Below are 14,940 nucleotides of genomic sequence, written 5' to 3' on the forward strand. Positions count from 1 at the left end.
TCATACATTTAAGTTAACAGGAGAAAGGGAGAATAAACATGGAATTAAAAAAACAATCGATCGCTATCGCAGGCGGAGGCAGCACGTTTACACCAGGGATCATCATGATGTTATTGGAGAATCTGGAGATTTTTCCGATCAGACAAATCAAATTTTATGACAATGACTCGGAGAGACAAAAGCAAATTGCGGATGCATGCGAAATTATCCTAAAAGAACGCGCCCCTGAAATCACTTTTGTTGCAACTACTGATCCCGAAACTGCCTTTACAGATGTCGATTTCGTGATGGCCCATATCCGCGTCGGCAAATATGCGATGCGTGAAAAAGATGAAAAAATTCCATTAAAATACGGCGTCATCGGCCAAGAGACTTGTGGACCAGGCGGGATTGCGTACGGCATGCGTTCGATCGGGGGCGTGTTGGAATTGGTGGATTACATGGAGCAATATTCTCCGAATGCATGGATGCTGAACTACTCCAATCCAGCAGCGATTGTAGCGGAAGCGACGCGTAAACTGCGTCCGAACAGCAAAATCATCAACATATGCGACATGCCGGTAGGTATCGAACATCGCATGGCGGAAATTCTTGGAATGAAATCCCGCAAAGAACTTTCCATCCGCTACTATGGATTGAACCACTTCGGATGGTGGACAGATATCCGTGATAAAGACGGCAATGATCTGATGCCTGCAATCCAAAAGCATGTCAAAGAGCATGGCTACCTCACTCCAGCCGAACTGGAAGGAAAGGGCAGCGAGGAAGTCGAAGCAAGCTGGGTGCACACATTCGGAAAAGCTAAAGAAGTTTATCCACTGGATCCAAAAACCTTGCCGAACACTTATTTGAAGTACTACTTATTCCCACAAGATGAAGTCGAAAAAGCCAACCCTGAATATACCCGCGCAAACGAGGTGATGGATCACCGCGAGAAGATGGTCTTTGGGGAATGCAACCGCATTGCGCAACTAGGGACTGCGGTAAATTCCGAACTGGAAATGGACGATCACGCTTCTTACATTGTCGACTTGGCTCGGGCGATTGCCTACAATACAAAAGAGCGCATGCTGCTGATTGTGCCGAATAATGGGGCAATCTCCAATTTTGATCCGACAGCGATGGTGGAAATTCCGTGTATCGTTGGTTCGAACGGTCCGGAACCACTTGTTCAAGGTGAAATCCCTCGTTTCCAAAAAGGCTTGATGGAACAGCAAGTCGCTGTAGAAAAACTGGTAGTGGAAGCCTGGGAAGAAGGCTCCTACCAAAAATTATGGCAGGCACTGACTGTTTCCCGCATCGTACCAAATGCGCGGGTAGCCAAAAACATTCTTGATGATTTCATTGCCGTCAACACAGAGTTTTGGCCAACTCTAAACTAAGAGTTCCTTCCTGAAACAGACACTTCATATGATACAATAGAGTCGCAAACCAAAGAGAGTTGCTCTTGGTAGGCGACTCTTTGTTTTCGGAGGGATAGGGATGGAATTAGAAGGCATCATCAACGAGCACTTCAACGAACTGAATGAAAATGAAAAAGCCATTATTGAATATATCATCAGGAATAAGGCGAATTGCCAAGAGATGACCATCATTGAATTGGCGAAAGAGACGCTGACGTCGAAATCATCCATCCTGCGCTTGACGCAAAAGTTGGGATTCAGCGGGTACAGTGAGTTCAAATACAGCATCCGAAAAGATATTTCCAAGAAAAACGTCACCGGAGAAAAACAAGATCTTTACAGTCTGCAGATCAAAGACATTGAAGCGACAAAGAAAATTTTTGAACAAACCGAATTGACACCCATTTTGAAACAGTTGCATGAAGCAAATCGGATTTATTGTTATGGGACCGGCTGGGGACAGCGCAACGTTTTGGCTGACTTCTTACGCTCTATGATTGCTGTCGGTAAATATCCTGTTGTCCTTGAAGCCAAAAGGGAACTGGAAATGGCATCCAAAAGCGATATCCAGCCGACGGATTTATTGATTGTAGTATCGTTAAGCGGCGATATCCGCGAAGTCGAAAAAGAAATGGGTATTTTGAAGCTGAAGGGCATTCCGATTGTCTCGATCACTAGCTTGAGCAATAACAGCTTAGCGTCTTTAGGAAAGTATAATCTGTATTTCCAAAGCACCCCGGTCATGCAGGGTGACACCGAAATTGTTTCCTTCCTACCCATCCACCTGACTTTGGACAGCCTGTACAGGAAATATGTGGACTACACAAACCTCCTGCTCAAGCAGTGACGCCAGAGCGGGTAACGCTGTGACTTAGCCCGCCAAAATTGATTTGGCGGGCTTTTCGGTCCGCATTTCAGGGCGCCCCCGCCTTCGTGCCCAACAAGACTAAATAGAAAAAGAAGATCTACCTCGCCCGAGGTAGATCTTCTTTCTTTCAAATGTATCAAGCTCAAGCGTACGTTACCGCAACCCCATAATGGTCGGACACGCCAGGCAACTTCTTACCATCAAACTTAACTTCGTAGGTTTCGACCGCTTGCGGTTGATCCGAGAAGATGTAATCGATGCGCAGCGGCACTTCGTTTCCTTCCCAGCCGTCGATCGCCGGCGGAACGGTTGCAGAGCCGATTCGAGTTGCAGCGACGGCATAGGCATCTTGCCAGCCGGCATTCGTGATCAGGTCGTAGCCTTCGTTGCGGACATCGGCCGGGTTGTTGACGTCGCCCATCACGTAGATAGGCTTGGTGCCACGCAACTTTTTGACGCCTGCCTCGACTGAACTCCACTCCCGCAGGAACGGATTTTCTTCTTCCTCTTTCCACCAGGACAGGTGGACGGAGACGAAAGCGGCCGCTTCGGTCTCGAGGACCAATGCACGGCGGGTGTGGATGCTTTCGAAATCATTGACTATAGAAAGTTGGACCTGATCGACTGACTGAATCGGCGCTTTGCTGAGGATGGCGACTCCTTCATCGAAACGGAAGTAGCCTTGGTGGCACGGCACCCAGGACCAATGGTAGGAAAGGCCTTTCTCCGCCAGAGCCTTTACCAAGAAATAGGCGAAGTTATCCGATTTGATCGGGATTTCATTCTGAGTGGGCAGATAGCCTTCCGGTTCGCTGATGGCAGGGCCGGAAGAAAGCTGATTCACCTCCTGAAAAGCGATTGCGTCATATTCGTTTTCCAGGATGTCGGCAACAAGCGGTTCAAACAGGCTAGGGTCTGCTGTTTGAACCCAGCTGTACGTATTCAAAGTCAGTAGTTTCATGTGGTCCTCACCTTTCTATTTTCCTAATAAATCTATTATATCAGATTTCAGGACATCTGCTTGAGGGCCGTACACGACTTGGATGCCTTTTCCTTTGCGGATGACACCGCGTGCGCCCAATGTGGACCATTTTTTATCTTCCGCGACTTGTGTTTCATCTTTCACCGTTACGCGCAAACGTGTCATACACGCATCGACTTCAGAAATGTTGTCTTGTCCGCCGAATGCGCCGATGATGTTCCAAACAAGTTTGTCGTTATCGGATGCATCAGCGTTGCCTGCCGTTGTTGCAGTTGAAGGAGCAGCTTCTTCGCCTTCACCATCGAAGTCGGTATAGTTACCCAAACGGCCTGGTGTTGCGAATTTGAAGCGTTTGATCATGAAGTTGGCAACGAAGTACATAATGACAGCAAAAGCGAGCGTCACCCAGATGTAGTTGACAACATCCAACCATAAGCCGGCTTTCAAGGACATCGGGATGCGCGTCAGGAATTCCAGTGTACCGAAGGAGTGGACGCGCAGGCTGATGATGTCGGCCATTGCAAAAGCGACTCCTTGGAGGACTGCGTAAACGCCGTAAAGTAGCGGTGCAGCGAACATGAACATGTACTCAAGCGGCTCAGTTACGCCCGTCAGGAAAACAGCGATGGCTGCCGAGAAGAACATAGATTTGTATTTTGGACGTTTGTCTGCATCGACATTGCGGTACATTGCATATGCCAATCCCATCAAACTGCCGGCAGCGCCGATCATTTGGCCGACTTTAAAGCGGGCCGGAGTGAATGCGCTAAGCAACTCGTTGTAGCCTGCGGTATCGCCAGTATTGTTCAAATTCACCAAATCGCTGGCCCAAGCCAACCATAGAGGATCTTGTCCGAACACTTGCGAACCTGCAGCGGCGCCCGTCAAAATTGTGTAGGTTCCGCCCAAAGAAGTGTAGTTCATCGGAATCGTCAGCATATGGTGCAGACCGAACGGCAACAACAGACGCTCCAGCGTACCGTATACGAACGGCGCTAAGATCGGTGCTGTATCCGCGGAGTCTGCGATCCAAATCCCAAAATTATTGATGCCGGTCTGAACGACTGGCCAGATGATTGCCAAGACAAGGGAAATAACAACGGATCCACCGATGACGACGAAAGGCACGAAGCGTTTGCCGTTAAAGAAGGACAATGCTTCAGGCAGTTTGCGGTAGTTGTAGTATTTATTGAAGATAACCGCACCGACAAAACCGGCGATGATGCCGACGAAAACGCCCATATTCAAAGCGGGTGCGCCCAAAACGTTAGTGAAGTAGCCGTTCACCAAGATATCTTGGCCGAACAATGTTTTGGTTGTTGCGCCGTCAGTAGCCAACATATCCGCGGTCACTCCGAAAAGTTTACCGGTCGTGCGGTTAATCAGGATGAATGCAAGCAGTGCTGCGAAGGCTCCGCCAGCACGCTCTTTCGCCCAAGATCCCCCGATGGCGACAGCGAACAGGATATGCAGGTTGACGATGACAGCCCAGCCCAGGTCTTCGATAACCCCAGCCGTTGTCAGCAACAATTGGACATCCCCCGAGAACATAGCGATCATTTTACCGATACTGATCATCAAACCAGCTGCCGGCATGACCGCGATAACGACCATCAAAGCTTTACCAAATTTTTGCCAAAAATCGAACGTAAATATTTTTTTCATTTTTAAAACTCCTCTCAAAATTTATTAGTGCAATCGATTGCAACGTTTACGATTCGAAGTATAGAACATATCCAGAGATTTTGCAAGCGTTCTATTTGAGAATAATTCGGTTTTCCCGACGGATATTCAGCGAATAGATGAAGGAAAGAGCAGAAATTCCGAAAAATAACACGGCGGAAATAATAATGCAACTTTTGCATTGACAATGCAACCGATTGCACTTAAACTAAGGGGGAAGAACAAATAAGGGGGAACAAATGATGACACAACAAATTTTTGAGATCGATCCATGGAAAGTGACAACCAAACAATTAGATAAAGAAAACCGCCGCCTGCAGGAAAGTTTGACCAGCCTCGGCAACGGCTATATGGGCATGCGCGGAAACTTCGAGGAAGCCTACTCGGGCGATCACCATCAAGGCACCTATGTGGCGGGCGTCTGGTATCCCGACAAAACACGCGTTGGTTGGTGGAAAAACGGTTATCCGGAATATTTCGGAAAAGTGATTAATGCGATGAATTTCCTGTACATGCACATCTTTGTGGACGGGGAAGAAATCGATCTGCATAAGGATGCAGTGAAAGACTTTTCCTTGACGTTGGATATGGAAAAAGGCCGCTTGGAACGTTTCTTTACGGTAGTGAAGAACGGTAAAGAAGTCACGGTCCATTTCACACGCTTCCTGAGCATCGACATCAAAGAGCTTTGCGCCATCAAAGTGGAAATCACAGCTTCAGAAAATGCTGCTATCCGCATCGAAAGCGCTCTGGACGGGAATGTCCAAAACGAGGACGCCAACTATGATGAAATGTTCTGGGAATGGGTTGAACAGACTGACGATACGTTGGTCGTCGAAACAATCCCGAACAACTTCGGCATCGAACGTTTCAGCGTGGCTGCAACGATGCACCACAAAGCGACAGGCTTCAATCAAAAAGGCAACAACAGCAAAGAGTTGTTCGTCTCCCAAGTGTTCGAAGGGGAAGCGGGAAACGGCCAAGTCCTTTCATTGGAGAAATACGTGACGCTGACAACGAGCCGCGATCATGCGAAGGATCAACTTGCAGCAAAAGCCGAAGAAATCTACGCAACAAAAATAGCAGGCCAAAGTTTTGAGGAATTGGAAGCAAAACAAGCGAATTTGTGGGCAAAGCGTTGGGAATTGGCGGATGTCGAAATCGGCGGGGATGATGAAGCGCAACAAGGCATCCGTTTCAACTTGTTCCAACTGTTCTCCACTTATTATGGAGAAGATGAGCGCCTGAACATCGGACCGAAAGGCTTCACCGGCGAAAAATACGGCGGCGCTACTTACTGGGATACAGAAGCTTACGGCGTGCCGTTCTACTTGGCAGTCACCGAGCCGGAAGTCACCCGCAACCTGTTGAAATACCGCCACAACCAATTGCCGGGAGCTTTCCACAATGCCGCGCAACAAGGATTGAAGGGCGCATTGTATCCGATGGTGACCTTCACCGGCGTGGAATGCCACAATGAATGGGAAATCACTTTTGAGGAAATCCACCGCAACGGTGCGATCCCTTACGCAATCTACAATTACACAGCCTATACAGGCGATGAAAGCTACTTGGCCGAAGAAGGACTGGAAGTGCTCAGCGCCGTCAGCCGTTTCTGGGCGGACCGCGTACACTTTTCGCAGAACAAGCAATGCTACATGATCCATGGCGTGACCGGGCCGAACGAGTACGAAAACAACATCAACAACAACTGGTACACAAACCGCTTGGCTGTCTGGGTGCTGCGTTATACCTTGGAAAGCCTGGAGAAATATCCGGAACGCGCAGAAGCGTTGGGCATCACCGCAACCGAAAAAGAACAATGGCAGGATATCATCGACAACATGTACTTCCCGTACGATGAGGAGCGCCAAGTTTTCGTGCAGCATGACACTTTCCTTGATAAGGATCTAAAACCGGTCAGCGCGCTGGACAAGGCTGATTTGCCGTTGAACCAACACTGGTCATGGGACAAGATTTTACGTTCCTGCTTCATCAAGCAAGCGGACGTCCTGCAAGGGATCTACCTGTTCGGTGACGAATTCACGATGGAAGAAAAAGAACGCAACTTCGACTTCTACGAGCCGATGACCGTGCATGAATCAAGCTTGTCGCCATGCATCCACGCCATCCTTGCGGCAGAACTGAACAAGGAAGAAAAAGCTGTGGATCTTTACCGCCGCACCGCTCGCTTGGATCTGGACAACTATAACAACGATACCGAAGACGGCTTGCACATCACATCGATGACCGGCAGCTGGTTGACGATCGCGGAAGGCTTCGCCGGCATGCGCGCCAAAGACGGTCTGCGTTTTGCGCCATTCTTGCCGAAAGACTGGACGCACTACCAATTCCACATCAACTACCGCGGCCGCTTGATCCTGATTGCAGTGAACGAAGAGATCGTCAGCCTGACCTTGGTGAAGGGCGAAGCGTTACCTGTCCGCATCTATGATGAAGAGTTGCAGCTGAAAGATGAAATCAAAGTCGCACTGAAAAAGACCGTGTCCGTATGAGCGACACCAAAGGAGAGAAAGAAATGTTGAAAGCAGTATTGTTTGATTTGGACGGCGTGATCACCGACACCGCCAAGTTCCATTTTTTGGCCTGGCGTGACCTCGGAGCGGAGTTGGGGATCACCGTCGACGAAGCCTTCAATGAAGAACTGAAGGGTGTCAGCCGGATGGATTCTTTGGAGCGCATCCTCGCATACGGTGGCTTGGCTGACAAGTATTCTTTGGCTGAAAAAGAAGCCCTCTGCACAAAGAAAAATGACCATTATCTGGAATTGATCCAGGAAATGACACCTGCGGACATCCTGCCAGGGATCCTGCCGCTTTTGGAAGAATTGCGCGAAGCGGGTCTGAAGACGATCATTACCTCAGCCAGCAAGAACGCACCGGGCATCCTGGCGTTGCTGCAGGTGAAGGACTACTTCGACGGCATCGTCGATCCGGCTTCAGTAGCTGCAGGCAAACCGGCTCCGGACATCTTCTTGGCCGGTGCGGAGCTTGCAGGCGTGCAACCAGCCGAGTGCATCGGTGTGGAAGATGCCGCTTCAGGAGTGGACGCCATCAAAGCCGCGAATATCACTGCGGTTGCGATCGGCGATGCAGCCGTGCTGGGGCATGCCGACCGCGTGTTGGCGGACACAAGCGCATTGTCGCTTGCCGTCTTGCGTGATACCTGGGAGCAGGCGATTTAAAATGGGCAGCATAACGATCCGCGAATGGGGCAGCATCGGAACGGAAAAAGTCATGCGCATCACCTTGAGCCAGCCGAACGGGATGTCCGTCAGCTGCATCAACTACGGTGCCCGGCTGATCCGTTTGCTGGTCCCGGACCGGGAAGGCCATAGTGAAAATGTTGTCCTAGGCTTGGCTGATGCTGAAGCCTACGGAAACGACCGCGCTTCCTTCGGCGCCACCGTTGGCCCGGTTGCCGGCCGGATTTCCGGAGGCAAATGGAGAGCGGTGCAGCTGGAACAGAATGCCGGCGAACACCATATCCACGGAGGCAATAGCGGCTGGGGCCAACAGTTCTGGGACTTTACGACCGAAGAGACGGCAGAAGCCATAACCGTCACTTTCTCGTTGGAATCAACTCGGGAAGTGGTCGGCTATCCCGGCCGACTGCAGGCGAAAGTCAGCTATTCTTTGGATGCAGAAGGATGCCTGACGATCACGATGGAAGGGGTCAGCTGTGACCCTGAAGAAACGCTGTTCAATCCGACCAGTCATATTTATTTCAACTTGAGTGGCGACGCCAAACGTTCAATAACCGGTCATACTTTGCAGCTGGCCTGTGAGGAAGTGCTGGAGTTGGATGCTGACAAGCTCCCGACCGGATTGAAGCGAGCGGTGGCGGGGACGGCTTTCGATTTCCGCGAAGCGACAGTTATCCGCAAAGCCATCCGCAAGCGTCCAGAAGGATTCGATGATGTTTTCCTGATGCAGCCGAACCGACAGCCGCAGCTGATCCTCCATGATGAGGGGAGCGGCCGGAAAATGGAACTGTCCAGCAACCGCAGCAGCATTGTGCTTTTTTCGACGACGGACATGAACGAACCGTATCTTGTAAATGGCCGCCCGATGCGGAGCCATCTGGGGTTGGCGATTGAAGCGCAGGAAATGCCGGATGCCATCCATCATCTGGGCTGGGACAATATCGTCCTGGCGCCAAATACTTTGGCGATAAGGGTTCAAAATTACACTTTTAAATGGTAATCTTAGGATACAAAATGAACTCTGAGGAAAATGCCTATGACAGTTACGATAAAAGATGTCGCCAGAGAAGCGGGCGTCGCAACTTCAACCGTTTCACGCACGTTGAAGGACAGCCCGCTGATCAGCGAAAACACAAAAGTGAAAGTGCGCCAAGCGATGCAGAAACTGGGCTACACGCCCAACTTCGCTGCCCAGAACCTGGCCAATAAGTCCACGCAGACGATCGGCGTGATCCTGCCGGTGGCGACGATGGGAAATCCTGCGCAGAACCCGCTCTTCCTGGAGATGATTCAGGAAATCGGCGTCGTCTGCAATGAACAGAAATACATGATTTCTTTGGCTACCGGGAAAACGATGGCAGAACTGAAGGAAAGCGTGCGCCTGATGCACCAACGCAAACTGGTCGACGGCTTCATCCTATTGTATTCGGAGGCAAAGGATCCGATCCGCAAGTTCTTGCATGAGGAAAAGATCCCATATGCTTTGCTGGGGAAACCCGATGTCTACGAGAACGAAACGATCTATATCGATAACGATAATCGCCTGTCCGGCAAAACTGCGACTGACTGCTTGATCCGGCATGGGCACCAACGGATCGGCTATGTCGGTTTGACGCCTTCCCAAATGGTCGATAAGGAGCGCTATAAAGGCTATTCCGATGCCTTACGCGACGCCGAATTGGCCGTCCATCCGGAACTCTATTTCGAAACACCGGACAATTTCATGGCTTTCCAAGAGTTCCTAGAAGAGACCAAACCGACCGGACTTGTCGTCGGCGATGACCGTTTGGCCTTGCGGGTCCTGCAGTATCTGCAGCTGGACAAGTACAAAGTGCCGGATGACATCTCCCTCGTCAGCTTCAACAATTCCGTCTTTGCGACCCTGTCCCATCCATTCCTGACGACAATCGACATCCATGTCCAGGAATTGGCGAGACAAGCCGCCGCCCTCCTGATCCGCCAACTCAACGAACCGAGCGCCTTGCTGCCGAAAATGATCGTGCCGCATGAAGTGATCGAAAGAGAAACGGTTATGCGGGTGCGGGGAGAGTAAGTCCTCAATAGATAAATTCTTTAAAACAGCAAGCCCCTAATTTCCGATATCCGATTGGAGACTAGGGGGCTTGCTGTTTTTGTTTTGGGGGCATAGCTAAGCGTGCCTTATATATTATCTGAGAATGATTTGGTCAGGAACTTCAGGAATTGCTGGGCTTCCGGGGTGATGTTTTCTCTTGTTCTTTTGATCCAGCCCATTTTGATGAGGACGTCGTAATTTTCGATAGGGATGGTTCTGATGCCGTGTTCCAGAAAATCTGCTGGCTGATTCCGGGGCCAAACCGGAAAACATCCGTATTCTTCAGCATCGTCAGGATGGTGGAAGTTTCATTCACAAAGAAAACCTTTTCGAACTCGGTCAATTTCACACCGTCTATTTCCGGGTAGTGGCTCAAGTTGGAATAATAATCATCCGGTTTTCGGATGACCGGGAAGGCCTTAAGCTCCCTTATGTTAGTTTAAGTGAGGGTGCTTACCTTTAAAGGTTAGTTTGAGTTCGGTATTTAACTGGACTTAAGCTAGCCATTTTTTATTTTCCATAAAAGGTAGTCGAAGACTCAATGAAATCAGCAGCGAATAAGCGACTTGTAAAAAGATATCAGCAATTATAATGAGGCAGTTGGATATAGCACTGTAACCGTATCATAAGTCAATAAGCTAAAATTTGGGCATTTTGGTGCATGAGTAGTATGATGAAGTTACTAATAATTAGTATTATGAGGAGTGGTAGGATGACAGCATATGAATTACCAAAAGTATGGCAGTGGGAAGAAGAGAATTCAAATAAAGTTGGAAACCGTCCAACAGCCGGCAGTCGTTTCGAACAAAAATTACCAGTCGGAGATGCTCCGTTCCAACTCTATTCATTAGGAACACCGAATGGCATTAAAGTTACGATCATGTTCGAAGAGCTAAAAGAATTGGGTGTAGAGGGTGCAGATTATGACTTATACACTATTAACATTGGGGAAGGCGACCAGTTTGGTTCGGATTTCGTCGAGATCAATCCTAATTCTAAAATTCCAGCCCTTGTTGACCAAAGTCAAAGTCCGCGTTTGGAAATTTTTGAATCAGGTTCCATTCTGCTTTATTTAGCGGAGAAATTTAATCAACTGATTCCGACTGATATCCATGGCCGGACCGAAACCCTTAATTGGTTATTCTGGCAAACAGGAGCAGGCCCTTATGTTGGTGGAGGATTTGGCCACTTTTTTGCTTATGCTCCAGAGCCTATGCAATACCCGATTGATCGCTTCACGATGGAAACGAAACGTCAGCTGGATTTACTCGATAAAACCTTAGCGCAACGACCTTATATAGCTGGTGATGCCTATACCATAGCAGATATTGCCATCTGGTCTTGGTACGGTCGTTTAGCTTTAGGAAAATTATATGAAGGATCCTATGAATTTTTGAATCTGGATGAATACCCTCATCTCTTGGAATGGGCTCAGCGCATTGCAGAACGATCAGGCGTTCAAAAAGGTCTGGCAGCGGAGTCTCAACCGCTTGAGAAGTAGTTCAAGAAAACAAATCATTGAGTTTTCTCCTTAGGTAGCACTAAACCTCATTTAGACATAGTGCGGAGAACCGATCAAGATGTTGAGTAGGGAAGAGCGGGAGGAGAAAATACTCAAAAAATAAACCATCAACTTTCCTATGAGAGTTGATGGTTTTTGTATTCCGAGAATGATCCGGTCAGCAATTTCAGAAAGCGTCCGCATAAATTAATTACTTTTGTCAATTTACATACGTGACAAAAGTATATAGACTGTGAGGTGGGAGAGTGATGGGATGCGGAATGTTAACAAAATGATGGTTGTAATTGTCTCTATTTGTGTCATCGCGGTTTCATCCATCTATTATAATTATAAATTTGTCAGATACGACAGTGAAAAAATTGTTTTTGGCGCTACTTATATGACCATGAATAACAGCTTTTACAAGGCCATAACAGATGAAATAGAAAAACAAATCAATGATCGTGGCGATATCTTATATACCCGTGATCCGGCTTTGGATGTCGATAAACAAAACGAACAAATCAATGACTTGATTGAGATGGGGATTGATGTATTGATCATCAACCCGGTTGATTATTCTAAAGTGAATGATTCTTTGGAAAAAGCCAAAGAAGAAGGCATCAGGATCATTGTCATTGATGCGCAGCTGGATGACGATACCATTGCCGATACGACTGTTTTGTCCAATAATTATGATGCCGGCGTGCAATGTGCCAAGGATATGATGCGTAATCTGGCTTCGGCAAAGATTGTGCTGTTAAAACACAGCGCTGCTTTATCGTCTGTTGACCGGATCAACGGTTTTTTGGATACAATCAAAGATAATGATAATTATACCGTTGTTGCAAGTGAAGAGTGTTTGGGCCAAACGGAAGTCGCGATGCCCGTAATGATGGAAATCATTGATAAAAAAATCGATTTCGATGTTGTTATGGCTTTAAACGATCCTAGCGCATTAGGTGCTTTGGCGGCAATAAAAGATAAACAAATCAGTCATGAAGTACTGGTCTATGGCGTGGATGGTTCACCGGATATGAAAAAACTATTGATTGACAGTGATGAAGTCCAGGGAACTGCAGCACAATCGCCTACTACGATGGGGGCAAAAGCGATTGAAGCAGCCTATAAAATTGTTAATAATGAACAATATGAAAAGTCGATTGTTGTGCCGGTTAGCTTAATAACCAAGAACAACATCAGCGAATATGACATTTCGGGGTGGCAATAATGATCAATTTAGAGACGAAGCATATAGCTTATATTCATAATTCCTTATTGCTGCTGAATTTCATTATTGTTTTGTTCAATGCTTCCATCTTTTTGCTTTCGACCAAATATTTGCAAGCCCATGGGTATGCCTCTGCTTTTTTGGAAAACCTGTCTTATGTCCCTCCGGCGCCGGAAAAGACTTTTTTTGGGGCGATACTGTTGTTTTTGATATTGCTGGCGAGCATGTATTTCCGCACGAAAGACAGTTATATTGTTTACTGGTTGATCTATCTGGAAGTTATCGTAATGATAATGTTGATAATCGTTTTGAACGGCAGTTACAATGGCATCGTGTTGTTGGTATTCGCTGATATTCTGTACAATACAAAAAACATCAAATATTGGCCGGCACTGCTGATCATCAGCTTTGGCCTATTGATAATCTCTGATTATGCCATTCTTTCGCTCATTGTCAGAATGCCATCCATTGAAACCTATATCAATTTTTATCCCAGCGGAGCCAGAACGTTGATATTGCTTTTCAGAAATATCCTTACCTCGCTGAATATCGTCGGGTTCATTTCTTTTCTGGCGGCTTCCTTATTTGTCCAACAAAGAGAAAAACAGCGGTTCGGAGAACAACTAGCGATGGTCTCACGCGTAAATGTCGAATTGAAGAACTATGCCAATTTGACTGAAAAAATCGGTGAAGACAATGAACGGAAAAGAATTTCCAGGGAAATACACGATACGCTGGGCCATGCTTTAACCGGAATATCGGCGGGCGTCGATGCCTGCATTGCCATCATTGATATTGACCCGGAAAAAACGAAACAGCAATTGCTGCTGGTCAGTGATGTTGTCAGAATGGGCATCAAAGATGTGCGGCGTTCCTTATATAAATTGCGCCCGGGCGTTTTGGAAGACAGCACGCTAAAAGATGGGTTAACCAAAATGATCGCCGAATATGCAGGTGTGTCGAATCTGAAAATAGATTTACATTACAAATGGGATAATGTTGATATTGATAATACAAAAGAAGATATCATTTTCAGGATGATCCAGGAATCCATTACCAATTCTTTGCGGCACGGGCATGCCACGGAGATCGAGATAAATATGTTCGTCTACGATGATGAATATGTCATCATCATTCAGGACAATGGCACGGGTTGTGAAAATATCAAATGTGGTTATGGGTTAAAACAGATGTGTGAACGCGTAGCTATTTTAAATGGGACGGTCAGATTTTCTGGCGAGAACGGGTTCAGAACTGCCATAGAAATACCGATCGAAAGGGGAATAAATTATGATTAAAGTAATGATTGCCGATGATCAAGAGTTGATAAGACAATCCCTGGAAATTGTCTTATCGACCAAACCGGGTATTGAAGTTGTCTCAACCGTAGCTGATGGTTTTGAAGTGTTGGAAAGCATCAAAAAATGCCATCCGGACCTTATTTTGATGGACATCAGGATGCCCAAGATGGATGGCGTATACTGCACAAAGATGGTCAAGGAACAATATCCTGACATCAAAATCATTATTCTGACTACTTTTGATGACAATGAATTTGTCTTCAGTGCTTTGAAATATGGGGCCAGCGGTTATCTGTTGAAAGGGGTCAGCATGGACGGCCTGCACCAAGCCATTCTGACCGTCGTCAATGGGGGCGCCATGATCAACCCGGATATCGCCACTAAAGTTTTCAAAAAATTCTCTCAAATGGCAACCAGCAATTATGCGATCCAAGTGGACGATAAAAATGTTGCGGATATCTCAAACCGTGAAATGAAGGTCATCCAACAAGTGGGATTCGGCCTGTCCAATAAAGAAATATCGCAAAAGTTATTCTTATCAGAGGGGACGGTCCGTAATTATCTCAGTACCATTTTGTCAAAATTGGATTTAAGGGATCGGACACAACTGGCTATTTGGGCAGTCCAAACGGGTCAAACAACAAAAGATTTCGGTAATGAGCATGACTAAG

At 47.3% G+C, this 14,940-nt stretch carries 12 protein-coding genes; 10 read left to right on the forward strand and 2 right to left on the reverse strand.

From position 1 onward, the window contains the following. Positions 1–38: 38 nt before the first annotated feature. Together C7R56_RS08350 and C7R56_RS08355 are read left to right on the forward strand one after the other, a co-directional pair. Positions 39–1,382, forward strand: a complete 1,344-nt coding sequence (locus tag C7R56_RS08350; protein ID WP_107996081.1) for a 6-phospho-alpha-glucosidase — start codon at positions 39–41, stop codon at positions 1,380–1,382. 100 nt (positions 1,383–1,482) lie between these two features. Beyond that, on the forward strand, positions 1,483–2,250 hold the full coding sequence (locus tag C7R56_RS08355) for a MurR/RpiR family transcriptional regulator (RefSeq protein WP_107996082.1): 768 nt from the start codon (positions 1,483–1,485) through the stop codon (positions 2,248–2,250). Positions 2,251–2,413: 163 nt separating this feature from the next. Here C7R56_RS08355 and C7R56_RS08360 read toward each other — a convergent pair whose 3' ends face one another. Together C7R56_RS08360 and C7R56_RS08365 are read right to left on the reverse strand one after the other, a co-directional pair. Continuing rightward, on the reverse strand, positions 2,414–3,232 hold the full coding sequence (locus tag C7R56_RS08360; protein ID WP_107996083.1) for an endonuclease/exonuclease/phosphatase family protein: 819 nt from the start codon (positions 3,230–3,232) through the stop codon (positions 2,414–2,416). A 15-nt stretch (positions 3,233–3,247) separates the two neighbouring features. After that, a complete protein-coding gene (locus tag C7R56_RS08365; RefSeq protein ID WP_107996084.1) occupies positions 3,248–4,918 on the reverse strand; it encodes a PTS transporter subunit IIBC in 1,671 nt (556 codons plus the stop codon). Positions 4,919–5,175: 257 nt separating this feature from the next. Here C7R56_RS08365 and C7R56_RS08370 point away from each other — a divergent pair, with 257 nt between their 5' ends. The 8 genes from C7R56_RS08370 (at position 5,176) to C7R56_RS08410 (ending at position 14,939) form a co-directional block, all read left to right on the forward strand. Then, a complete protein-coding gene (locus C7R56_RS08370; RefSeq protein WP_107996085.1) occupies positions 5,176–7,452 on the forward strand; it encodes a glycoside hydrolase family 65 protein in 2,277 nt (758 codons plus the stop codon). Between the two features lie 23 nt (positions 7,453–7,475). Continuing rightward, positions 7,476–8,141: a beta-phosphoglucomutase gene (pgmB, locus tag C7R56_RS08375; RefSeq protein WP_107996086.1), complete on the forward strand. Its 666-nt coding sequence runs from the start codon at positions 7,476–7,478 to the stop codon at positions 8,139–8,141. Position 8,142: 1 nt separating this feature from the next. Further along, the gene (locus tag C7R56_RS08380) at positions 8,143–9,162 is read left to right on the forward strand and encodes an aldose epimerase family protein (RefSeq protein ID WP_159072208.1); all 1,020 of its coding nucleotides are present in this window, start codon (positions 8,143–8,145) and stop codon (positions 9,160–9,162) included. Positions 9,163–9,198: 36 nt separating this feature from the next. Next, positions 9,199–10,215, forward strand: coding sequence for a LacI family DNA-binding transcriptional regulator (locus tag C7R56_RS08385; protein ID WP_107996088.1), 1,017 nt, complete (start codon positions 9,199–9,201; stop codon positions 10,213–10,215). Between the two features lie 733 nt (positions 10,216–10,948). Then, positions 10,949–11,737 carry a glutathione-dependent disulfide-bond oxidoreductase gene (yghU, locus tag C7R56_RS08395; protein ID WP_107996090.1) on the forward strand — a complete coding sequence of 263 codons (789 nt, stop codon included), beginning with the start codon at positions 10,949–10,951 and terminating at the stop codon, positions 11,735–11,737. A gap of 274 nt (positions 11,738–12,011) precedes the next feature. Then, positions 12,012–12,968: a sugar ABC transporter substrate-binding protein gene (locus C7R56_RS08400; protein ID WP_107996091.1), complete on the forward strand. Its 957-nt coding sequence runs from the start codon at positions 12,012–12,014 to the stop codon at positions 12,966–12,968. Next, on the forward strand, positions 12,968–14,266 hold the full coding sequence (locus tag C7R56_RS08405; protein ID WP_107996092.1) for a sensor histidine kinase: 1,299 nt from the start codon (positions 12,968–12,970) through the stop codon (positions 14,264–14,266). Before C7R56_RS08400 ends, C7R56_RS08405 begins: the two co-directional genes overlap by 1 nt. Then, positions 14,259–14,939 carry a response regulator transcription factor gene (locus tag C7R56_RS08410; RefSeq protein WP_107996093.1) on the forward strand — a complete coding sequence of 227 codons (681 nt, stop codon included), beginning with the start codon at positions 14,259–14,261 and terminating at the stop codon, positions 14,937–14,939. The genes C7R56_RS08405 and C7R56_RS08410 overlap by 8 nt, the downstream gene beginning before the upstream one ends. Position 14,940: the final 1 nt, after the last annotated feature.

This window comes from Trichococcus paludicola (assembly GCF_003052295.1).
Taxonomy (GTDB): domain Bacteria; phylum Bacillota; class Bacilli; order Lactobacillales; family Aerococcaceae; genus Trichococcus; species Trichococcus paludicola.

What these genes read in the sequence shown, in the direction of transcription:
- C7R56_RS08350 (WP_107996081.1), top strand. Translation starts at nt 39, where the DNA reads ATGGAATTAAAAAAACAATCGATCGCTATCGCAGGCGGAGGCAGCACG.
- C7R56_RS08355 (WP_107996082.1), top strand. Translation starts at nt 1,483, where the DNA reads ATGGAATTAGAAGGCATCATCAACGAGCACTTCAACGAACTGAATGAA.
- C7R56_RS08360 (WP_107996083.1), bottom strand. Translation starts at nt 3,232, where the DNA reads ATGAAACTACTGACTTTGAATACGTACAGCTGGGTTCAAACAGCAGAC.
- C7R56_RS08365 (WP_107996084.1), bottom strand. Translation starts at nt 4,918, where the DNA reads ATGAAAAAAATATTTACGTTCGATTTTTGGCAAAAATTTGGTAAAGCT.
- C7R56_RS08370 (WP_107996085.1), top strand. Translation starts at nt 5,176, where the DNA reads ATGATGACACAACAAATTTTTGAGATCGATCCATGGAAAGTGACAACC.
- pgmB (WP_107996086.1), top strand. Translation starts at nt 7,476, where the DNA reads ATGTTGAAAGCAGTATTGTTTGATTTGGACGGCGTGATCACCGACACC.
- C7R56_RS08380 (WP_159072208.1), top strand. Translation starts at nt 8,143, where the DNA reads ATGGGCAGCATAACGATCCGCGAATGGGGCAGCATCGGAACGGAAAAA.
- C7R56_RS08385 (WP_107996088.1), top strand. Translation starts at nt 9,199, where the DNA reads ATGACAGTTACGATAAAAGATGTCGCCAGAGAAGCGGGCGTCGCAACT.
- yghU (WP_107996090.1), top strand. Translation starts at nt 10,949, where the DNA reads ATGACAGCATATGAATTACCAAAAGTATGGCAGTGGGAAGAAGAGAAT.
- C7R56_RS08400 (WP_107996091.1), top strand. Translation starts at nt 12,012, where the DNA reads ATGCGGAATGTTAACAAAATGATGGTTGTAATTGTCTCTATTTGTGTC.
- C7R56_RS08405 (WP_107996092.1), top strand. Translation starts at nt 12,968, where the DNA reads ATGATCAATTTAGAGACGAAGCATATAGCTTATATTCATAATTCCTTA.
- C7R56_RS08410 (WP_107996093.1), top strand. Translation starts at nt 14,259, where the DNA reads ATGATTAAAGTAATGATTGCCGATGATCAAGAGTTGATAAGACAATCC.